Below are 21,056 nucleotides of genomic sequence, written 5' to 3'. Positions count from 1 at the left end.
GGCTTGATCAGGCTTCGTCGGCGACGCCGTTGGCGAGTGTGCCGATGCCCGGCACCTCGACCTCGACGATATCGCCCGGTGCCAGCCATTTCGGCGGGTCGAAGCGGACGCCGGCACCCGTCGGCGTGCCGGTGACGATCATGTCGCCGGGCTTCAGCGTGGCGAAAGTCGAGAGATAGGCCAGCAGGTAGTCGAACGGGAACATCAGGCGTTCGGTCGTGTCGTGCTGGCGCACCTCGCCATTGACGCGGGTGGTGAGCGTGAATTGCTGTTTCGGATCGAGGGCATCGGAGGTCACGATCCACGGGCCGATGGAGCCCGAGCGATCGAAATTCTTGCCCTGGGTGACGTTGAACTTGCCGTGGTGCAGCCAGTCGCGGACGCTGCCCTCATTGCAGAGCGTCAGGCCGAAAATGTGCTCCCAGGCCTTGTCGCGCGGGATGTGGCGGCCACCCTTGCCGATGACCATGACGATCTCGCCCTCATAGTCGAGCTGGGTCGAGACCTTCGGACGCTCCAGCGGCACGCCATGGCCGACGAAGGACGACGGCGTGCGGCAGAAGAGGCTCGGATATTTCGGCAGGGCTGACGCGTCCTTGTACTCCGCATTCCGGTCGGCATAGTTGACGCCGATGCACCAGATCTTCTCCGGCGCGACGATCGGGATCATCAGCTCGACCGCGTCCAGGGCGACATCGGGTGCCTGGCCGGCAGCGGCGGCCCGCAAGACATCGAGCGCGTGGGCCGCGACCGCATCGCGCAGCGTCGGAAACTGCGGCAGCCGGCGCGAGAGATCGATGATGCCGCCATCGACAACGGCGCCAAAGCGCTCGGCGCCGCCGGCGCGGTAACTTGCAAGCCTCATGGTCACGTCTCCCTCGGGCCCGCTTCAACGTGGCGGGCCATCATGTTGGAGCATTAGGGAGCGGACCTGCGCGAGGCGCAATTGAAAGACGGGCCCCATGTCCACATAATGGACATTCCCCATCGTCTGGAACGTGTCGTCACCCTTGCCGCAGCGTCGCAATCAGAGTTCTACGGACAGTCCAGTCTGGTCCGGAGAGGCGGGCCTCACAGCACCACTGGTGCGCGGCGAGGATGGCGCCCAGAGCATCCACCGGGCCATCGGCGTGCTGAGGACGCTGGCCATGGCGCGGGAAGCAGGCTTCGGCCTGACCGAGATCGTGCGGCTGACCGGCCTGACCCGGCCGACGGTGCATCGCATCCTGACTGCGCTGATCGCCGAGGGACTGGTCGAGCAGAAGCCGGCGACGCGCCGCTATGCGGTTGGCGAGCAGATCCAGTTCCTGGCCCTGTCGCGGCCCCGCCCGTCGGCCCTGATCGCGGCGGCCGAGACCGCACTGACAGAGACGGCGCGGGCGATCGGCGACACGATCTTCCTGACGCAGCGGACCGGCCTCGATACGATCTGCGTGGCGCGCCGGCTTGGCGATTATCCGATCCAGGTCCTCTCGCTGAGCGTCGGCGACCGGCGCCCGCTCGGCATCAGCAGCGCCGGGCTCGCGGTGCTGGCCCGGATGGGGGAGGACGAGGTGCGTTCGATCCTCGGCGCCAATGCACCGAGGCTCGCGGCCGTCGGCGTGGGTATCCGGCAGGCCCAATCCTGGGTCGCAGGGGCCAAGCGCCTCGGCTATGCGATCAGGGATCGCGGCCTCGTGCCGGGGACGCGCGCCTTGTCGGTCGCCATCAGCGACCGCGGCGGGCAGGTGATCGCCGCGGTGACCTCTGCCGGTGTTGTCCGGCGCATGTCGCAGGCGCGCATGGAAGCGGTGGCCGACGACCTCAAGGCTTGCGCACGCGCCATCGAACAGGCGCTGGCGCGCGCGGGCTAATCAGGGCTTCCGTGCGCGAACGGCCTCGACCATGCGGTCGATGATCTGGTAGACGATGACCCGCGACGTCGCGAAATTGAAGCGGACGAAAGCCTTGCAGGTCGGCTCGAAATTCTCGCCGGGCGAGAAGGCCACGCGCGCATTGTCGTGGAAGAAGTCGAAGGCGCTGGTGTTGAGCATCAGGGCCGAGCAATCGAGCCAGGCGAGATAGGTACCCTCCGGCACGCGGAACCGGATTTCCGGCAATTCGGATTCCAGCCGCTTGACCACATGGTCGCGGGTCGCGGTCAGGTGCGCCATCACCTCGTCCAGCCAGGGCTGGCTCTGGGTCCAGGCGGCGATCGTGGCATCGACGCCGATCGCGTTGGGATCGCCAAGCAGCCGCTGCGGGATGCGCTTGCCGAAGCGCTCGCGCAGTTCGGGCGTGCCGAAATGCAGCACGGCGCAGCGCAGGCCCGGAATGTTGAAGCTCTTGGTCGGGGAATTGAGCGTCACGGTGCGCGCGGCGAGCTCCGGCGACAGCGAGGCGAAGGGAATGTGCTTCCGGCCGGGATAGATGAGATCCGAATGGATCTCGTCCGACAGCACGATCAGGTCGTGTTCGATGCAGAATTGCCCGATGTCGAGCAGTTCCTGGCGGCTGAACACGCGCCCCGTCGGATTGTGCGGATTGCACAGCACGAACATGCGGGTGCGGGCATCGATCTGGTCGATGATCTGCTCGGTGTTGCAGATGTGGCGTGTGCCATCATCGAGCATGGGCAGGGAGATGAGATTGCGCTCGGTGGTGCGGATGACATCGCGGAACGGAGGATAGTTCGGCACCTGCAGGATGATGCCGTCGCCCGGATCGGTGAAGGCGAGTACGGGCGCATAGGTTCCCTGGACGAGATCAGCAACCGGCACAACGAGGGCCGGGTCGATCTCCCAGTCGAAGCGCTCCTTCATCCGATGGGCGAAGGCATTGGCGACCGCCGCACCCGCCTTGCCGCCATCGCGCCGGGGATAGCCATAGTCGCGCTTGGCGACTACGGCCTGCACAGCGTCCTGGATCGGGTCGGCCACGGCGAAATCCATCTCGGCGACGAAGGCCGGCAGGACGTCGGGGCCGTACTGATTCCACTTGGCGTTGGTCAGGGTGCGCAGGCTTGCCTCGGAGAGATCGAAGCGGTTGGCGGCCGGAGTCGTCACGGAATTGGTTTTCAGGCTTGCGAGCGCCATGTGGGCGGTCTCCTCGAATGTCATTCTTGTCGGCCACCGGAATGGCTTTGCACGAAGTCTGTCAGGCCAGATGACAGGCCACCATCTGTTTGTCGGAAAGTCGCCGCAGGGGTGGGTCCTCGCTGGCGCATCGGTCCATGGCGAGCGGGCAGCGGGCACGGAAGCGGCAGCCGCCGGGCTGGACCGCCATCGAAATCTCGCCCTTCAGCGCGGCCGAGGCGCGCCTGGTCGGATCGCGTGAGGGCACAGCCGCCAGCAAGGCGCGGGTATAGGGATGCTTCGGATCGCGCCAGAGCGAAACGTGATCGGCACTTTCGACGATCCGGCCGAGATACATGACGAGCACCCGATCGACGAAATAGCGCACCACCGAAAGGTCGTGGGAGATGAACAGGTAGGCGAGGCCGAAATCGCGCTTCAGATCGACCAGCAGGTTGAGGATCTGCGCCTGGATCGACAGGTCGAGCGCCGAGACCGGTTCGTCGCAGACGACCAGTTGCGGATTGAGGATGAGCGCGCGGGCAATGCCGATACGCTGACGCTGGCCGCCCGAGAATTCGTGAGGATAACGCTCCAGCGCATCGGGGGCGAGGCCGACCCGGCCGGCAATGTCGACGACGCGGCGACGACGCTCGGCGGGGTCCGCCATGCCGTGGACCTTGAGCGGCGTGTCCAGGAGCCTGAACACGGTCTGGCGCGGATTGAGCGATGCGAAGGGGTCCTGGAACACCATCTGCATCTTGCGCCGGTGCGGCAACATGCTGCGGTCGTCGAGGCGGCCGATATCGGTGCCGTCGAGCGTGATGCTGCCCTCGCTCGGATCGAGCAGGCGCATGATGGTCTTGCCGAGCGTCGACTTGCCGCAGCCGGATTCACCGACCAAGCCGACCGTTTCGCGCGGGCCGACCTCGAGTGAGACGCCATCGACCGCGTGAACGGTCCGGCTGCCGGTCTTGTAGGTGGTGTGCAGGTCCTCGACGCTGAGCAAGGTCATGACCGGTTCCTCATGCCGCCACGTGGACGCAGGCTGCCGACCATTGCGGCGCGACCCCGGTCAAGGCCGGAACCGTGTCGCAGGCGGCAATGCGCCTGGGGCAGCGCGGCGCGAAGGCACAGCCGGTCACATTGGCGGAGGACGCGATCGAGCCGGGAATTTCAGCCAGGCGATGGTTGGTATAGTGCCATTCCTCCTCTTCCGAGATCGAGGAGGCGAGCAGGCCGACCGAATAGGGGTGGCGGGGGCCTGCAAAGAACTCGGTGACGGGTGCCTGTTCGACGATGCGCCCGGCATACATTACCGCGACACGATCGGCCCATTGGGCGACTGCGCCGAGATCGTGGGTGATCAGCAGCATGGCCATGGAGAGCTGCTTGCGCAGCCGATCGAGCAGATCCATCACCTGCGCCTGGATCGTCACGTCGAGCGCCGTGGTGGGTTCGTCTGCGATCAGCAATTGCGGATTGCAGGCCACCGCCATGGCGATCATCACCCGCTGGCGCATGCCGCCGGAGAAATTGTGCGGATATTCGTCATAGCGCCGCTGGGGCTCGGCGATGCCGACGAGATCCAGCAGGTCGATCACGCGCTGCTTGGCAGCCGCCTTCGACAGGTTCTCGTGGCGGACGATCACTTCGCGGATCTGCGTGCCGATCGACAGGACCGGATTGAGCGAGGTCATCGGCTCCTGAAGGATCAGCGATATGCCCTTGCCGCGAATGTCGCGCAGTCGCCGAGGCTCGACGGAGGCGAGATCGATGCCGTCAAACACCACCTGTCCCCCAAGGATCGCGGCATTGGCCGGCAGGAGCCGCAAGATCGAGAAGGCGGTCATCGACTTGCCGCAGCCGCTCTCGCCGACGAGCGCCAGCGTCTCGCCGTTGCGGATGGCCAGGCTGATGCCGCGCACCACCGGCTTGTCGCCGAAGCCGACCGACAGATCGAGGATTTCCAGAACCGGATGGGGCTTGTGGACGCTCATGCCGGTTCCGCCCTGGGATTGAGGATGTCGTTCAACCGGTCGCCCATGATGTTGAACGACAGGACGGTGAGGATGATGGCGATGCCGGGGATGGCGGAGACGAACCATTCCGAGCGCAGCACCTGGCGGCCATTGCCGACCATGCTGCCCCAGCTCACCAGATTGTTGTCGCCAAGTCCGAGGAACGACAGGCCGGCCTCGGCCAGGATGCCGTTGGCGACCATCACCGAGGTGGCGACGATGACGGTCGGCAGCGCATTGGGCAGGATTTCGCTGATGATGATGCGGCCGGTGCCATAGCCGAGGCTGCGGGCCGCCAGCACGAAATCGGACTCGCGCAATGTCAGGAATTGCGAGCGGACGAGCCGCGCCACCATCGGCCAGGACGACAGCCCGATGGCGAAGGCGATCAGCGGCAGGGAGGGGTCGCCGATCGACAGGATGGCGATGACCAGCAGGATGGACGGCACGGTCTGGAACAGTTCGGCAAGGCGCATCAGCGCGTTGTCGACAAAGCCGCCGAAATAGCCGGCGAGCGCGCCGATGGTCGCGCCGATCAGCAGGCCGATGGAGGCAGCCGACAGGCCGACCATCAGGGACGCCCGCGAGCCGTGGATGACGCCCGACAGGAGATCGCGTCCGAGCGCGTCAGTTCCAAGCGGATAGTCCATGTCCTGGCCCGGCCAGAGCAGCGGCGTGGCCACCATGTCCATGGGGTCGTTGGGAAACAGCCAACCGGCAGACAGGGCCAGCAGCGCCATGGTCAGCAGGATGGCGCAGGCGGCGGCGAAGAACGGATCGCGCAGATAGGCGACGAAGCGCGAGCGGAAGCCGGAGGGCCGCGACGAGGGTCTCGCCGAACCGGCAAGGGCTGGATGTGCTGCGATGGCGGCGGCCGTCGATATAGGGGGCACGGCCGCGGTCACCGCGCCTGCCTTGATCTCCTGAAGCGTCGGTCCATCCATGCTGTCACCTCGCCTGGATGCGCGGATCGAGCCAGGACAGCAGGATCTCGATCGCCATGTTGACGAGGATCACGATGATCGATGAGAGCAGCATGATGCCGAGCAGGACGTTGTAGTCGCGCGCCATCACCGCATCGAGCGTGAGGCGCCCGATGCCCGGCCAGCCGAACACAGTCTCGATCACCACGGCCCCGCCTAGCAGATTGGCCAGATGCATGCCGGCAACCGTCGTCACCGGGATCAGCGCATTGCGCATGGCATGGCGGAACTGCAGCACCAGGGGATGCAGCCCCTTGGCGGCGGCGGTGCGCATGAAATCCTGGCGCAGCACGTCGAGCATGGCGGCGCGGGTCAGGCGGGCATAGATCGCGACGAAATTGATTGCCATGGCCGTCGCCGGCAGGATGAGGTGAACCAGGCGATCCTTGAAGCCGGCGAAACCCTGGAGATTGCGGCCGAGCGTCATGTTGCCGCTGCTCGGCAGCCAGCCGAGCCAGGCCGAGAACATCACAATAGTCATGAGGCCGAGCCAGAAGGCCGGCGCCGAATAGAACAGCAGCACGAAGGCGGTCAGCAGCCGGTCGGGCCACTTGCCGGCAAAGACCGCCATGATCCAGCCGAAGCCGATGCCGAAGGTGAGCGCCAGTGTCAGCGCCGTCAGCATCAGCAGCATGGTGTTGGGCAGGCGCTCGGCGATCAGCGTCGAGACGGCGACATTGTAATTGGCGGACTGGCCGAGATTGAAGGTCGCGAGATTGCCGAGATAGACCAGAAGCCGGGTCAGCAGCGACTGGTCGAGGCCGAGCGACTTGCGCAGCGCCTCCATCGTCTCGGTGGTGGCCGATCCGGCGCGCCCCGCAATGGCGTCGGCGGCATCGCCCGGCATCAGGTTCAGGAACAGGAAGTTCAGGATGATGATGCCGGCAATGGTCGGCACCGCCTGGATCGCCGTGCGCTTCAGGGTCTTGGCAGTCCGCCCGAGTGCGCTCATGCGCAAGCTCCTCTTGGCCAGACGAGCAAGCTGTCCGCGGCGGAGCGGCAGCATGCTTGCGTCTTGGCGCTGGTGGAGCCGCTGCGGCGACAGTCATGCTGCGTTGCAGCAGAATTCAGCGGCTGGACCGGCGCTGGTGTTGCCCGGCGGCCGACCGTATAGCGCAAGGATATTCGCCTGATCATGTTTCGCTTCCCTGGCCGTTGCAGTCCGAAGCCTTGGGTCGTGTCGTGTCGTCTGTCAGAAAACTTGATCCGATCCCTGATGATTGATAAGTATTCAGGGGGTCGGATTGCAGTCCTTGGGCATCATCAAGGCGGGCTCCCGTGCAGGTCAACCGGCTGCCCGCTTCAAAAATAAGCAGGATGTGATGCATTCCATGCCGATTGATCAGAAGATTGGCAGATAGGCCCTGATCCCGCCGTTTGATTACAGTGATGAATGCAATAGTCCCTGCGCATTCTCGCCATATCGGTCGCTGATCCCGCGTGGAATACTTTCGGTTCTCTGAGTGGTCGATCGGGCGTCCGACGGGTTGTCGGCAGCCTTGCGGCCTGGTGCCAGTGTCAACGGCTGAGGGATCCCAATCGTGAGCGATGCAGAGCAGCTGAAACTGTCGGTGGATGTCGGCGGGACCTTCACCGATGTCGTCCTGGAGCTGGGAGCCCGCCGCTGGACAACCAAGGTGCTGACGACGCCGTCCTCACCTGAGGAAGGCGTTTTGCGCGGGGTGACGGACATCCTGGCGGAGGCCGGCAAGCCGCTGTCGGCGGTCGATGCCTTTGTTCACGGCACGACGCTTGCGACCAATGCCATCATCGAGCGGCGCGGCGCGGTCACCGCGCTGATTGCGACGGACGGTTTTCGCGACGTGCTCGAGATCGGCACCGAGAGCCGCTACGACCAGTATGAACTGGCGCTGGAGCGACCGAAGCCCCTGGTCGCCCGGCCGCTGCGCTTCACGGTGCGCGAGCGGATCGATGCGCGCGGTGTGGTGCGCCTGCCGCTGGTCGAAGCCGATGTGTTGGCGCTGGCCGAGACGCTGAAGGCCAAGGGCATCGCCAGCGTCGCGATCGCCTTCATGCATTCCTACGTCAATCCGGTCCACGAGCGCCGTGCCGCCGAACTGCTGCGCTCCGTCCTGCCGGCGATCTCGATCACCCTGTCGAGCGAGGTCTGCCCCGAAATCCGCGAGTACGAGCGCACCTCCACCGCTGTCGCCAATGCCTATGTCCAGCCGATGATGGACGGCTACCTCACCCGCATGGAGAAGAAGCTGGCCGAGGGCGGCTTCCGCGGTTTCCTCTGCCTGATGACGTCGGGCGGTGGCCTGACCTCGGTCGATCTCGCCAAGCGCTTCCCCGTACGACTGGTGGAATCCGGCCCGGCCGGCGGCTCGATCTTCGCCGCCCAGATCGCCGCAAGGCTCGGCGAGCCGAAGGTCATCGCCTTCGACATGGGCGGGACGACCGCCAAGATCAGCCTGATCAACGACTTCAAGTCGGAGACGGTCCGGATGTTCGAGGTCGACCGGGCCGCCCGCTTCCTGAAGGGCAGTGGCCTGCCGGTGCGCATTCCGGTGATCGAGATGGTGGAGATCGGCGCCGGCGGCGGCTCGATCGCCCGCGTCGACCGGCTGAACCGCGTGACGGTCGGACCGGAAAGCGCCTCGTCCGATCCGGGGCCGGCCTGCTACGGCCTTGGCGGCGAACGCCCGGCGGTCACCGATGCCAATGTCGTACTCGGCCTGATCGACCCGAAGACCTTCGCCGGCGGCACGATCACGCTCTATCCCGATCTCGCGGCCAAGGCGCTGGAGACCCATGTCGGCGCGCCGCTCGGGCTGAATGCCAACATGGCCGCCTATGGCGTCTATGAGATGGTCTGCGAGAACATGGCGAGTGCTGCCCGCGTCCATGCGGTCGAGCGCGGGGCCGTCGCAAGCCAGCACACCGTCATCGCGTTTGGAGGAGCCGCTCCCCTTCATGTCGCGCGGGTTGCCGAGAAGATCGGCGCTGCCCGCGTCGTCGTGCCGCCGAATGCGGGTGTCGGCTCGGCCGTCGGCTTCCTGGCGGCACCGATCTCGTTTGAACTGGTGCGGACCAACTACATGCGGCTCGGCGCCGAGTTCGATGCCGATGCCGCGACCGCTCTGCTGACCGAGACGTCGCGCGACATCCATGCCTGGGTCGAGAGCGCCGCCAATGGCGCGCCGCTCGACGAGAAGCGCGTCGCCTTCATGCGCTATGTCGGCCAGGGCCACGAAATCCCGGTCGAACTGCCGAACCGGCCGCTGACCATGGCCGACGAGGCGGTGTTCCGCGCCGAATATGAGGCGGCCTACAAGGTTCTCTTCAAACGCATCATCCCGAATGCCTCGATCGAGATCATGGCCTGGTCGGTCGCGGTCTCGACCCGTCAGGTGCTGCCGGAGACGATCAGCCCGGTGGCGCGGAAGGGAGCTCCGGCAGCTGAAGGTTCCACTGCGTTCTTCGACGGCCGGTCGGGCAAGGTCATCAGCATTCCGCGCTACAACCGCTTCACGTTGGAGCCTGGCGCCCGGATCGCCGGCCCGGCGGTGATTGCCGAAGCCGAGACCTCGACCTTCATCACCGACAGTTTCGACGTCTTCATCGACGGCGCCGGTTCCATCGTGATGGAGCGCAAGGAAGCGATTGTGCCGGTCGCTACACTCGCCCGTGAGGGAGTGCCGGCATGATCCAGCAGGCCCCCCTTGGACTGATCGACAAGCAGATCCTCTGGAACCGGCTGATCGCCGTGGTGGAAGAGCAGGCGCAGACCCTGCAGCGCACGGCCTTCTCCACCATCGTGCGTGAATCCGGCGATCTCGCCGCCGGTGTCTTCGATGTCCGGGGCCGCATGCTCGCCCAGGCGGTGACAGGCACGCCCGGCCACATCAATTCCATGGCGCTGGCGGTGGGCCATGTGCTGGACCGCTATCCGGCCGATGTGATGAAACCCGGCGATGTGTTCATCCACAACGATCCCTGGATGGGTACCGGCCACACCAACGACTTCTCCGTCACCACGCCCTGTTTCCGCGATGGCAAGCTCGTCGCGATCTTCGCCTGCAACAGCCATCTGATGGATATCGGCGGCGTGCCGCGCATGTCCGGCTCCATCGATGTGTTCATGGAGGGGCTCTACCTGCCGATCCTGAAGATCGTCGAGGGTGGCGTCGTCAACGACACGCTGATGGAACTGATCCGCGCCAACACCCGCCTGCCGATCGAGACCGAGGGCGACGTCTATTCGCTCATCGCCTGCAACGATGTCGGCTGCGAGCGCCTGGTCGAAACGATGGGCGAGTTCGGCATCGACGATCTTGCGCCCGTCGCCGATCACATCATCGACGCCTCGCGAGCGGCGGTGCTCGCCAATATCCGGGCGCTGCCGCGCGGCTCCTGGTCGAGCAGTCTGACACTCGACGGTTTCGATAGCCCGCTGGAGTTGAAGGCAAAGCTGACCATTTCCGACGACGGCATCCATGTCGACTATGCGGGATCGGCGGGCATGGTGAAGCAGAACTTCAACGTGCCGTTCTGCTACACGATCGCCTACACGTCCTATGCGCTCGGCTGCATCGTCGCCCGCGACATCCCGAACAATGCGGGCTCGCTGGAGCCGCGCACGGTGTCCGCGCCGCCCGGCACCGTGGTCAATGCGCTGAAGCCCGCAGCGGTCGTTGCCCGCCATCTGGTCGGCCTGATGCTGCCGGACCTCGTCTTCGGCTGCCTGCGCCAGGCAATCCCGGACCGCGTGCCGGCGGAGGGCGCCGGCGTTCTGTGGGGCATCAATGTCAGCGGCCCGCGTGTCAGCCCGGCCCGCCACAATGACAGTTTCGTCGTCGGCATCGTCACCACCGGCGGCATGGGTGCGCTCCCCGTCCGCGACGGCCTGTCGGCCACTGGCTTTCCGAGCGGTGTGCGCGGCGGCCCGGTCGAGATCTTCGAGTCCATGTCCACCGTCATCGTCTGGCGCAAGCAGTACCGGCAGGACAGCGGCGGTGCCGGCCGTCAGCGCGGCGGTCTCGGCCAGGACATCGAGATCGAGAACGGCATTCCCGAAATGTTCGAGCTGGCATCGTCCTACGAGCGGATCATCCATCCGGCCAAGGGTTTCGACGGTGGCCTGGAAGGCGCCAGGGGCGTCGTCGCGCTGTCGACGGGCAGGGCGCTCTCCGGCAAGGGGCGGTTCCCGGTACAGCCGGGCGAGCGCCTCATCATCCAGTCGCCGGGCGGCGGCGGGCTAGGTGATCCCACAGCCCGCGATCGCGCGGCGGTCGAGGCTGATCTCGCCAATGAGCTGATCTCGCAGGACGCGGCGCGAAGCCTCTACGGCCTGAACGTTGCCCAGGCGGCCGAATGACCGTGCTTTTCCCCGCAATCCGTCCGAGAGGCCTGTCATGACCGGAACCGTCGGCCTGATCGATCTGCAGATCATGTGGAACCGCCTGATCGCGGTGGTCGAGGAACAGGCCCAGTCGCTGCAGCGGACGGCCTTTTCCACCATCGTGCGCGAATCCGGCGATCTCGCCGCAGGCGTCTTCGATGCGCAGGGGCGGATGCTGGCGCGGGCGGTCACCGGCACGCCGGGCCATATCAATTCCATGGCGCTGGCGGTCGGCCATGTGCTGGATCGCTATCCGGCGGACGTGATGAAGCCGGGCGATGTGTTCGTGCACAACGACCCGTGGATGGGCACGGGGCACACCAACGACATCTCGCTGACCACGCCCTGCTTCCGCGATGGCCGGCTGATCGGCATCGTCGCCTGCAATTGCCACGTCTTCGACATTGGCGGCGCGGTGCCGTTCATGGACACGACCGACGTGTTCATGGAGGGGCTCTATATCCCGATCCTCAAGATCGTGGATCAGGGCGTTGTCAACGAGACGCTGTTCGAGATGATCCGCGCCAACACGCGCGAGCCGGTGGAGACGGTCGGCGACGTCTATTCGCTGGTCTCCTGCAACGATGTCGGCTGCGAGCGCCTGCTCGAGATGATGGACGAGTTCGCGATCGACGAGCTCGACCAGCTGGCGGACTACATCATCGACACTTCGCGCGAGGCTGTGCTGGCGGAGATCCGCAAGCTGCCGCGCGGCACCTGGCACCATTCCATGCTGGTGGATGCGGCGAGCGAGCCGATCAGGCTGGCGGCCGCGCTGACGGTGTCGGACAGCGGCATCCATGTCGACTTCACCGGCTCGGCCGAGATGGTGAAGTACAATGTCAACGTGCCGCTCTGCTACACCCATGCCTATACGAGCTTCGGGCTCGGCTGCATCGTCTCGCACGGTATTCCCAACAATGCGGGCTCGCTGGAACCGCTGACAATTTCGGCGCCGCCCGGCTGCATCGTCAACGCGCTGAAGCCCGCGGCCGTCTTTGCCCGCGCCACCATCGGCATGATGATGCCGGACCTTGTCTTCGGCTGCCTGCGCCAGGCCGTGCCGGATCGCGTGCCGGCCGAGAACACCTCGGTCCTCTGGCGCATCAATGCGCGGGGACCGCGCACCAGCCCGGCGAAGATTGACCAGACCTATGCGGTCAACGTGCTGACCAATGGCGGCATGGGCGCGTTGCCCGGTCGCGACGGCTTGTCGGCCACGGGCTACCCGAGCGGCGTGCGCGGCGGCCCGATCGAGATCTTCGAGGGCATGTCGACGGTGATCGTCTGGCGCAAGGAACTGCGGCCCGACAGCGGCGGCGCGGGTGCGACGCGTGGCGGCCTTGGCCAGGTCATCGAAGTCGAAAACAGCATCGACCAGCCCTTCATGTACCAGGCCCGGCTGGGGCGGCAGACCTTTCCCGCGCGCGGCTATGCCGGTGGCCACGATGGTGCGCTCGGCCGCGTCGGTCTTCGCTCCAACCCGGATATTCCGCCGCTGCCGCGCTACGACATCGTGCCCGGCGACCGGTTGATCGTCATGACGCCGGGCGGCGGCGGGCTGGGCGATCCGGCGCAGCGTTTGCGGTCGCTGGTCGAGGCCGACCTTGCCGAGGGACGCATTTCGCCTGAGGCGGCGCGCGACATCTATCGATTTGACCCATCGGCCTGACCGTCAGGCCAAAGCCGGACCCATCGAACAGGAGCAGGACCTTGCCGAAGCACAATCCGAACCTGACGCGCCGTGCGGTCGTCGGCGCACTCGCATCCCTTCCCGCCGTGGGCTTGGCCGGACGCTCCTTCGATGCCGCCGCCCAGGCCGCAGCGCCGAAGAAGGGCGGGACCATGATCATGGTCATGCAGTCGGAGCCGCCCGCGCTGCTCTCCTTCGTCAATTCGAGCAGCATCGCGCTCACCGCGCGCTCGACAGAAGGGCTGCTGCAATATGACGACAACCTGAAACCGCTGCCGTCGCTTGCGACCGAATGGAGTGTCGCGCCGGACGGGTTGACCTACACGTTCAAGCTGCGCCAGGGCGTGAAGTGGCATGATGGCAAGGATTTCACCGCCGACGACGTGGTGTTTTCGTTGCAGACGGTGAAGCGGCTGCATCCGCGCGGCCGCTCGACCTTCCAGTTCATGACCTCGGCGGAGGCGATCGATCCTCACACGGTCGTCCTGAAACTGTCGAAGCCGACGCCGTTCCTGTTGACCGCGCTCGCGGCCATGGAGACGGCGATCGTGCCGAAGCACGTCTATGGCGAGGCCGATCCTCTTTCCCATCCGAACAATACCGCGCCGATCGGTACCGGCCCCTATGTCTTCAAGGAATGGGTGCGCGGCAGCCATGCCATCTGGGAGCGCAATCCAAACTATTGGGACAAGGACGCGGCCTATCTCGACAAGCTGATCGTCCGCTTCATCCTCGATCCGGCGGCGCGCACGATCGCCTTCGAGACCGGCAGCGTCCATGTCGGCTATCGCACGCCGGTGCCCTATCGCGACGTGGAGCGGCTGAAGGCGCTGCCGCAGATCCGGTTTGAGCCCAAGGGCTATGCCTATGATCCGCCGAACATCATCATCGCCGAGTTCAACCTCGACAATCCCTACCTCAAGGATCTGAAGATCCGCCAGGCGATTGCCCATTGCGTGGACCGGGCGGCGCTCTGCCGGATCGTCTTCTATGGGAATGCCGTACCCTCGGCGAGCCCGGTCGTGCCCTATCACAAGGAGTTCCACGACGCCCGGCCGACGCCCTATCCGTTCAATGTCGGCGCCGCGCAGAAGCTGCTCGACGAAGCCGGCCATGCGCGCCGCGGCAATGCCATGCGCTTCACCATCAACCTCGACTATACCGGCGAGGATCAGCGGCCGGTGGCGGAATTCCTGCGCTCGTCGCTGGCGCGCGCCGGCATCGGCATCGATCTGCGCAGCCAGGACATGGGAACGCTGGTGAAGCGCGTCTATACCGACCGCGAATTCGGCATCCATCTCGCCTCGATCAGCAATCTGTTCGACCCCAATGTTGGCGTGCAGCGCCTCTACTGGTCGAAGAACTACCTGCGCGGCGTGCCGTTCTCCAACGGCACCCATTATGCCAATGCCGAGGTGGATGGGCTGCTTGAACAGGCCAGTGTCGAGCCCGACAAGGACAAGCGCATTGCGGCCTGGATGCGGGTCCAGGAGATCGTCAAGATCGAGGTGCCGAACCTGCCGCTGGCCATGGCAACCTGGCAAACCATCCACAATGTGGTGGCCCAGGGCCACACAGTGAATGCCGAAGGTTTCGAGGGCACCTTCTCCAAGGCCTACATGGCGGAGTGAGTCGGCGTCTGCCGATACCATGACAAGCGACTGGCGCGAGGCTGCCCTGCGGCGGCATCGCGCCGGTTGGTCCCCGAATTGCTGAGCACCCTGTGCTGGGGTTGGCGATCCGACGGGAGCCGCAATGAACTTCATCCACGCGAAGCAGAAAGCCGCGATCGATGTCGAGCGGCTCGGCCTGATCACCTCGTTTGTCGCGGTTGCGGAGCATCTGAGCTTCGTCGAAGCCGCCAATGCGCTGGGACAGACACCCTCCACCATCAGCCGCAAGGTGACACGGCTGGAGGATTCACTTGGCACAAGGCTTCTGGAGCGCACCACGCGACGTGTGGCGATGACGGAGGCAGGCCGCCTCTATTACGATCAATGCGTGACGGTGCTCGGCGGTCTTGCCCAGGCCGAGGCGTTGGTGGAGTCACTCAGCACCGAGCCGCGCGGCCTTTTGCGGATCAGCATTCCCGTCGCGTTCGGCCGGCTGCACCTGTCCTCGGCCATCCTCGACTTCATGGAGCAGTACCCGGATGTCAGGGTCGAGGCGAATTATTCCGATCGCTTCGTCAACCTCATCGAGGAGGCCTATGACCTTGTGGTGCGGATCGGCCATCTCCCGGATTCCAACCTGATCGTCCGCAAGATCGCCGCCAACAAGCGCTGGGTCGTGGCGTCGCCAGGTTATCTCGCGCGCTGCGGAACACCCCTCGTGCCGGCCGATCTCGCGACCCACAGCTGCATGAGCTTCACCCATTATTCGGCGGGCGGAAATGTCTGGCGCTTCCAGCGCGGCGACGACGTGGAGGTCGTCAAGGTCAGCGGTGATTTCCGATCCGACAATTCCGAAGCCGTGCTGGAGGCGACGCGGCGGGGCGCCGGCATATCGGTGATCGCCGCCTATCTCTGCCATGACAGCATCCGGCGCGGGGAACTGATCCCGCTGCTGACCGACTGGAGCAGCATTCCGGAGGCGGGCATCTATGTGGCCTTCACGCATGCCAAGCACATTTCGCCAAAGGTGCGCTGTTTCATCGACATGCTGAGCCAGCGCTTCCGCAGCCCGCCGTGGATTCTCGACTGATCGGCCGGATCGGCTGCTACAGGATCGGCGCGAGCTCGCGCGCCCATTCGTCCTGGTGCTTTGGCGTTGCCAGCAGATCCTGGCGGATCTCCAGAAGGATCGCCTGAAGCCCGCGCTTCTCCGCCTGGATCGGCACGAGATAGTCGGTGTCTTCCTCGATCCGGTACGGTTCGTTCGCGACGACCGGGCGGCCGGGCCGATCGAGCGCCGCGACGGCGCGGTGGCCCCATTCGGTCGCGTGCTGGAACAGGATGCCCGCGTGCCAGCGGCGCGGGACACCGAGGAAGACCGGTGTGAACGAGTGGACGCCGACGACACGCGTCTCGCGGCCGGCTGCCATCCGCTGATCAAGATGACGGGCGAGGCCGTCGTGGAACGGTCTGAAGAAGCGCTCGGCGCGTGCCGCGGCCTCGGCTGCCGACAGTCCGGCATTGCCGGGAACAACGGTCGCCTCGCTGATTTCGGGGATGCTGCTCGGCGCCCCCGGCGGCCTATTGCCGTCGATCAGCAGGCGCGACCATCCCGCGATGAAAGCCGGTGCGTCGAGCAGTTCGGACAGCCTGCGGGTCAGGCCCTCGGCGCCGATATCCCAGGCGATGTGCCGTTGCAGCTCGGCTTCGGGCAGGCCGAGGTCGCCATATTCGGCAGGGATATGGTTTGAGGCGTGTTCGCAGACCAGCACGATCGGGGATCGCCCCTGCGGGCGCAGCACGGTCAGCACAGGCGGATCGGCCGGGGGAAGCGCCATGGCCGTGTTCGCTGCCATCAATAGATCCCCGCATAGCGCGCGCAGAGCTCGGCTGGGCTCAGGCCAGCGACGACGTCGATCTCGGTGCGCTTCATGCCGCAATAGGTGGTCAGCGCCTTGGGCGCAAGGAATGTGCGGGCGAGCGGGTCGGCCTCCAGGCAATCGAGGGCGGCCGGCAGGCTTTGCGGCAGACGCCGAAGGCCGAGCTTCTCGCGTTCGGCGGCTTCAAGCGCTTCGGGATCGCCCGAGAAGATCGGCGGCAGTGGCAGTCGCGCACGAATGCCCTCAAGGCCGGCTCTCACCAGCATGCCCAGCGCCAGATGCGGCGAGGCGGTGGCGTCGCAGGCGCGGAACTCGATGTTGAAGCTCTTCGCCGGCGACTTTCCGCCGAGTGTTGGCGTCGGGCAGATGCGCAGGCTCGCCTCGCGGTCCTGGTCGCCCAGCCAGGTGTAGCTGGCACTCCAATTGTGCGGCTTGAGGCGCATATAGGACGAGACGCTTGGCGCGGTGACAGCGACCAGCGCCGGCATGTGACGGACGATGCCGGCAGCGAAGGCCGCGCCGACCTTGGAGAGCCTTCCGGGAGCTGCGGAATCGAACAGCGCATTGGCGCCGGTCTGATCGACGAAGCTCATGTGGACATGGACGCCATTGCCGACCGTGTCCGGCTCGATCTTCGGCGCGAAGCTCGTGCGGATGCCGCGGAGCCTGGCGGCTTCGCGGATGATCTCGCGCAGCGCCACCGCCTGATCGGCGATGGCAACGCCGCGCGCCGGCCCGACCGTCACCTCGAACTGGTCGCGGCCATATTCCGCGATGAACGTGTCCGCCTTCAGCCCCGCCTCGGCCAGTGCCGCCATCACGACTGGCCCCAGCGGATCGGCCCGCCGGAAGGCCTGGACCGAGAAGGCAGGTGCTGGCGTGAACGGCTCGCCCAGAACGGTGAATTCGTGCTCGAAGGCGCCGGCCAGCGTCAGGCCGGTCTCCTTGTGCAGGTCAGACAGCGCCTGCTTGAGGAATGACCTCGGGCAGGCAAGCCATGGCGTGCCGTCGAGTTCGACGATATCGCTCATCACCATGTCCAGCGGCGTCGTGGCGCCGGGCATGAGGGTCGTGTAGCGGGCGTCCCGGTCGGGCTTGAGGCGCAGGTCGCCGCCGGAGCCCCAGATGCTGTTCGGATCGATCGTGTCGAAGGGCGTCAGCGACTGGTTGGCGGGAACCCAGCCAACGGAGCAGCCGGAATCGGCCTCGAAGTCCGAGGTCAGGATCGACCGCCCGCGGGTGATGCCGGAATAGTCGGTTGTGACCAGGGTGGTCATGGGTGTTGGCTGAACAGGCATCACGATCATGCCTCCGCGAGAGCTTCGATGCGGGCGACCAGCGTGTCCGTATCGGTCAGCCAGCTATAGCCCTTGAGCACGGCCAGTGCGGCCTGGTGGCGCTCGTCGGTGTAGGCGGCGCAAGCATCATGCGGCAGCGAGACGAAATAGCCGCGGTCGGCCGCGTCGCGCACCGCCATGTCGACGCACTGGTCGGTGACGATGCCGGCGACAATGAGAAAGCGGACGCCGAGATTGCGCAGGATGTAGTCGATATTGGTGGAGTTGAAGACGCCGGACGAGGATTTCGGCAGGACGATCTCATTGCCGCGGGGAGCCAGTTCATCGATCACGTCGCCACCCGGATCATCCTTCGCGATCAGGATGTCGGAGAGCTTGTGGTCGAGCGAGCGGTCGCGGCCATCATGGGTCAGCGCCCGGATCACGGTATGGACGACGTTCAGCCCCGAGGCGCGCGCGGCCTCCAGCAGCCTCATCTGGTTCGGGATCACGGTTGATGACAGCCGCCGGTAGAAGGGATGGTCGGCGTCGCGCTCGGGATGAGCGGGATCGCGGCCCGGCAGCGCGAAGGCCTTCTGGACATCAACGAAGAGGATGGCCGTCTCGTCGCGCACGAAGGCTGCGTCACGTGTCATCGGCTGCATGAGGCCCTCGTCCTGTCGTCCGCTGGGGGCCGACGGTAATGGAATTCTCGGATCGGATGCGCTCGATGGTCTCGATGCGCTGGAGGGCCGGTTTCCCCAGCCGTTCGGCCAGCCGGGTGGCCAGCGCCTCGACCTGGGCGAGCGCCGGCACCATCGTGTCGAACAGCGAGGGCGCCTCGACCGCCGCTCCCAGCACGACGTCCGCCTGGTCGGCGATCGGTGATCCCCAGTGGTCGGTGAACAGGATCATCTGGGCGCCGCGGGCCTTGGCCTGGGCCGCGAAGGCCACGATATCGGTCTGGTAGCGGCGATAGTCGAAGACGATCAGCGTGTCGCGGCTGGAAATGTCGGCGAGGCGGTCGACCAGATCGGCTCCGGGACCGGCAAGCAGGATCGTCGAGGGGCGCAGCTGGTGGAGATGCGCCTCCAGGATGCCGGCAAGAAAGCCGCTGAACCGGCCGCCAAGCAGCAGGATGCGGCCGCGGGCTGTGGCCAGCATCTCGATGGCGCGGTCGAATTCGCCGGGGGTGAGGCCATCATTGTCGGCGGCAAGCCGGTCGGCGACGGCGCGGGCATAGGCGACGAGGGGATGGCTGCCCTCGGGCACACCGCGCCGGACCTCCATCATCATCAGGGGCGAGTGAAGCCGCTGCTCGACCTCGCCGAGCAGCGTTTCCTGGAAGGCGACGAAACTCGGGAAGCCGAGCTTCGCCGCGAAGCGCACCACGGTGGGATCGCTGACCTCCGCCCGCGATGCCAGCGCCGCGACCGTGCCGAGGCCGGCGACCGGATAATTGGCAAGGATGGCGCGCGCCAGCCGGCGCTCGGCAGGCGTGAGCCTGAGCGCCGGGTCGGTCAGCGTGTCGCGGATCGTCATCGGAATCCGATTCCGGCTGTCAACCGCGCTTCATGTTCCAGAACACCGGCATGCCCTTGACCATGCCGCCGAGATCGGCACGCAGCGCGGTCAACTGCGCGACCTGGCCGAGCGGGATATAGGGCACGTCGACGAAGGCCTGTTCCTGCAGCTTGCGGGCAGCCGCGATCTGATCAGCCGCGGTCGTGGCATTCATCCAGGCGTCGCGCTGGGCCTCGATGCCGGGGCTGGTGCACCAGCCGTTGATCAGGCTGCCATTGCCGCGAAGCTGGCCGTGAACGGCGGGGTTCAGCAGGTCGGCGCCGGAATTCTGCACGAGATAGATGCTCCAGCCGCCGTCGGCGATCGGGTCCTTCTTGTTCCGGCGCTGCAGCAGCGTGCCCCAGTCCATGGTGATGCTCTCGATATTGAAGCCGGAGCGCTTCAGCGTATCGGCCACGACCGCAGTGCCGACCGAATTCACCTGGAGATCGCCCGGGTCCATCAGAACGATCTTCTCGCCCTTATAGCCGGCCTCGGCGAGCTGGCGCTTGATGGCGGCGGGATCGCGGGGGCTGGTGAGCGCAGCCATCCCGGCATCGTTGGCAAATTCGGTCTCGGGACAGAAATAGCCGACCTTGTCGCGCCACAGCTTGGGGTCTGTACCCGCCATGCCCATGGCGATGTCGCGCTGGACAATGGCCTGGAGCATGAGGCGGCGGATCGCCGGATTGGCGGTCGGTCCCTGCAGGTGGTTGACGCGCAGCGACACCATGTAGCCGGTCGGATCGAGCTCCTCGACCTTCACGCCGCGGGCATTGCGCAGCAGCGGCAGCATGTCGGCGCTCGGCAGCTCCCACCAGTCGATCTCGCCGGTACGCAGCGCGCCGCCAGCCGTCGAGGCATCGGGGATGATCCGCCATTCGACGCGGTCGAAATGGGCGACCTTCGGACCGGCCGTGCCATCCGGATTGCCCGAGCTGCGCGGCTTGTAGTCGGCGAAGCGCTCGTAGACGGCGCGGTCGCCAGCAATGCGTTCGTCGGCCTTGAAGCGGTAGGGGCCGCTGCCGACCATCTCGGTGATCTGCTTGTCGGGGTCGGCCTTGGCGATCCGCTCGGGCATGATGGCGGCCATCATCAAGCCGGTCTTGCCGAGTGCCATGGGCAGGAGCGGGTAGGGGCGCTTCAACCGGAACACGATGGTTGCGTCATCGGATGCCGAGAGCTCGTCGGTCACGGCGAACAGGGCCTTGCCCAGGTCGTCGCGGCCGGCCCAGCGGCGAAGGCTCGCCACGCAATCGCGCGCGAGTACCGGCGAGCCGTCATGGAACTTCAGGCCGTCGCGCAGTTTCAGCGTCCAGCGCTTGCCGTCCTGGTCGGTGACCGCGCTTTCCAGCATCTGCGGCTGGTAGCCGAACTTGGAATCCTGACCGAACAGTGTGTCGAAGACCATGTAGCCATGGTTCCGAGTGACGTAGGCATTGCTCCAGGTCGGGTCGATGACCGTCAGGTCGGCATGGGGCACGAATTTCAACGTGCCGCCGCCTGCGGCGAGCGACAGGCGGGGGGCCGAGAGGGCTGCGAGGCCCGCCGATGAGGAAATAACGAAGCGCCTGCGATCCATCGTGTCCATCCCGCAAATGACTGGTC

At 66.0% G+C, this 21,056-nt stretch carries 17 protein-coding genes; 6 read left to right on the top strand and 11 right to left on the bottom strand.

Going from position 1 to position 21,056, the window contains the following annotated elements; translation table 11 throughout:
- Positions 1 to 7: 7 nt before the first annotated feature.
- The gene (locus tag E8L99_RS01205; RefSeq protein ID WP_137097838.1) at positions 8 to 865 is read right to left on the bottom strand and encodes a fumarylacetoacetate hydrolase family protein; all 858 of its coding nucleotides are present in this window, start codon (positions 863 to 865) and stop codon (positions 8 to 10) included.
- A gap of 220 nt (positions 866 to 1,085) precedes the next feature.
- On the opposite strand from E8L99_RS01205, the gene E8L99_RS01200 reads away from it, so the two are divergent.
- On the top strand, positions 1,086 to 1,853 hold the full coding sequence (locus E8L99_RS01200; protein ID WP_252511222.1) for an IclR family transcriptional regulator: 768 nt from the start codon (positions 1,086 to 1,088) through the stop codon (positions 1,851 to 1,853).
- On the opposite strand, the gene E8L99_RS01195 is transcribed toward E8L99_RS01200, so the two are convergent.
- The 5 genes from E8L99_RS01195 to E8L99_RS01175 form a co-directional block, all read right to left on the bottom strand.
- Entirely contained in the window at positions 1,854 to 3,074 is a 1,221-nt protein-coding gene (locus tag E8L99_RS01195; RefSeq protein ID WP_137097837.1) for a MalY/PatB family protein, read from the bottom strand. It abuts the gene before it with no gap.
- Between the two features lie 61 nt (positions 3,075 to 3,135).
- Positions 3,136 to 4,068 carry an ABC transporter ATP-binding protein gene (locus tag E8L99_RS01190; RefSeq protein ID WP_137097836.1) on the bottom strand — a complete coding sequence of 311 codons (933 nt, stop codon included), beginning with the start codon at positions 4,066 to 4,068 and terminating at the stop codon, positions 3,136 to 3,138.
- Between the two features lie 10 nt (positions 4,069 to 4,078).
- Complete coding sequence (locus tag E8L99_RS01185) at positions 4,079 to 5,053, bottom strand: ABC transporter ATP-binding protein (RefSeq protein ID WP_137097835.1); 975 nt, start codon at positions 5,051 to 5,053, stop codon at positions 4,079 to 4,081.
- Positions 5,050 to 6,018: an ABC transporter permease gene (locus E8L99_RS01180; RefSeq protein WP_137097834.1), complete on the bottom strand. Its 969-nt coding sequence runs from the start codon at positions 6,016 to 6,018 to the stop codon at positions 5,050 to 5,052. Before E8L99_RS01180 ends, E8L99_RS01185 begins: the two co-directional genes overlap by 4 nt.
- A 4-nt stretch (positions 6,019 to 6,022) precedes the next feature.
- A complete protein-coding gene (locus tag E8L99_RS01175; RefSeq protein WP_137097833.1) occupies positions 6,023 to 7,009 on the bottom strand; it encodes an ABC transporter permease in 987 nt (328 codons plus the stop codon).
- A 589-nt stretch (positions 7,010 to 7,598) separates the two neighbouring features.
- On the opposite strand from E8L99_RS01175, the gene E8L99_RS01170 reads away from it, so the two are divergent.
- The 5 genes from E8L99_RS01170 to E8L99_RS01150 all read left to right on the top strand — a co-directional run bounded on the left by E8L99_RS01170 (position 7,599) and on the right by E8L99_RS01150 (position 15,818).
- A complete protein-coding gene (locus E8L99_RS01170; RefSeq protein WP_137097832.1) occupies positions 7,599 to 9,728 on the top strand; it encodes a hydantoinase/oxoprolinase family protein in 2,130 nt (709 codons plus the stop codon).
- On the top strand, positions 9,725 to 11,398 hold the full coding sequence (locus E8L99_RS01165) for a hydantoinase B/oxoprolinase family protein (RefSeq protein ID WP_137097831.1): 1,674 nt from the start codon (positions 9,725 to 9,727) through the stop codon (positions 11,396 to 11,398). The genes E8L99_RS01170 and E8L99_RS01165 overlap by 4 nt, the downstream gene beginning before the upstream one ends.
- A gap of 37 nt (positions 11,399 to 11,435) precedes the next feature.
- A complete protein-coding gene (locus E8L99_RS01160) occupies positions 11,436 to 13,094 on the top strand; it encodes a hydantoinase B/oxoprolinase family protein (protein WP_137097830.1) in 1,659 nt (552 codons plus the stop codon).
- A 41-nt stretch (positions 13,095 to 13,135) separates the two neighbouring features.
- Positions 13,136 to 14,746, top strand: a complete 1,611-nt coding sequence (locus E8L99_RS01155) for an ABC transporter substrate-binding protein (protein WP_137097829.1) — start codon at positions 13,136 to 13,138, stop codon at positions 14,744 to 14,746.
- A gap of 124 nt (positions 14,747 to 14,870) precedes the next feature.
- Positions 14,871 to 15,818 carry a LysR family transcriptional regulator gene (locus E8L99_RS01150; protein WP_137097828.1) on the top strand — a complete coding sequence of 316 codons (948 nt, stop codon included), beginning with the start codon at positions 14,871 to 14,873 and terminating at the stop codon, positions 15,816 to 15,818.
- A 16-nt stretch (positions 15,819 to 15,834) separates the two neighbouring features.
- On the opposite strand, the gene E8L99_RS01145 is transcribed toward E8L99_RS01150, so the two are convergent.
- The 5 genes from E8L99_RS01145 to E8L99_RS01125 are packed head-to-tail and all read right to left on the bottom strand — an operon-like array spanning position 15,835 to position 21,030.
- Positions 15,835 to 16,584 (bottom strand): N-formylglutamate amidohydrolase, encoded by a 750-nt coding sequence (locus tag E8L99_RS01145; RefSeq protein WP_252511221.1) that lies wholly within the window; start codon positions 16,582 to 16,584, stop codon positions 15,835 to 15,837.
- Positions 16,584 to 17,885: a type I glutamate--ammonia ligase gene (locus E8L99_RS01140; protein WP_252511220.1), complete on the bottom strand. Its 1,302-nt coding sequence runs from the start codon at positions 17,883 to 17,885 to the stop codon at positions 16,584 to 16,586. Before E8L99_RS01140 ends, E8L99_RS01145 begins: the two co-directional genes overlap by 1 nt.
- Before the next feature lie 26 nt (positions 17,886 to 17,911).
- Entirely contained in the window at positions 17,912 to 18,550 is a 639-nt protein-coding gene (locus E8L99_RS01135; protein WP_137097826.1) for a cysteine hydrolase family protein, read from the bottom strand.
- Positions 18,531 to 19,427: a MurR/RpiR family transcriptional regulator gene (locus tag E8L99_RS01130; protein ID WP_137097825.1), complete on the bottom strand. Its 897-nt coding sequence runs from the start codon at positions 19,425 to 19,427 to the stop codon at positions 18,531 to 18,533. Before E8L99_RS01130 ends, E8L99_RS01135 begins: the two co-directional genes overlap by 20 nt.
- Positions 19,428 to 19,446: 19 nt before the next feature.
- The gene (locus E8L99_RS01125; protein WP_137097824.1) at positions 19,447 to 21,030 is read right to left on the bottom strand and encodes an ABC transporter substrate-binding protein; all 1,584 of its coding nucleotides are present in this window, start codon (positions 21,028 to 21,030) and stop codon (positions 19,447 to 19,449) included.
- Between the last annotated feature and the right edge of the window lie 26 nt (positions 21,031 to 21,056).

It is taken from the genome of Phreatobacter aquaticus (assembly GCF_005160265.1).
In the GTDB taxonomy this organism is placed as follows: domain Bacteria; phylum Pseudomonadota; class Alphaproteobacteria; order Rhizobiales; family Phreatobacteraceae; genus Phreatobacter; species Phreatobacter aquaticus.
This window is presented reverse-complemented; position numbering and strand designations above follow the sequence as displayed.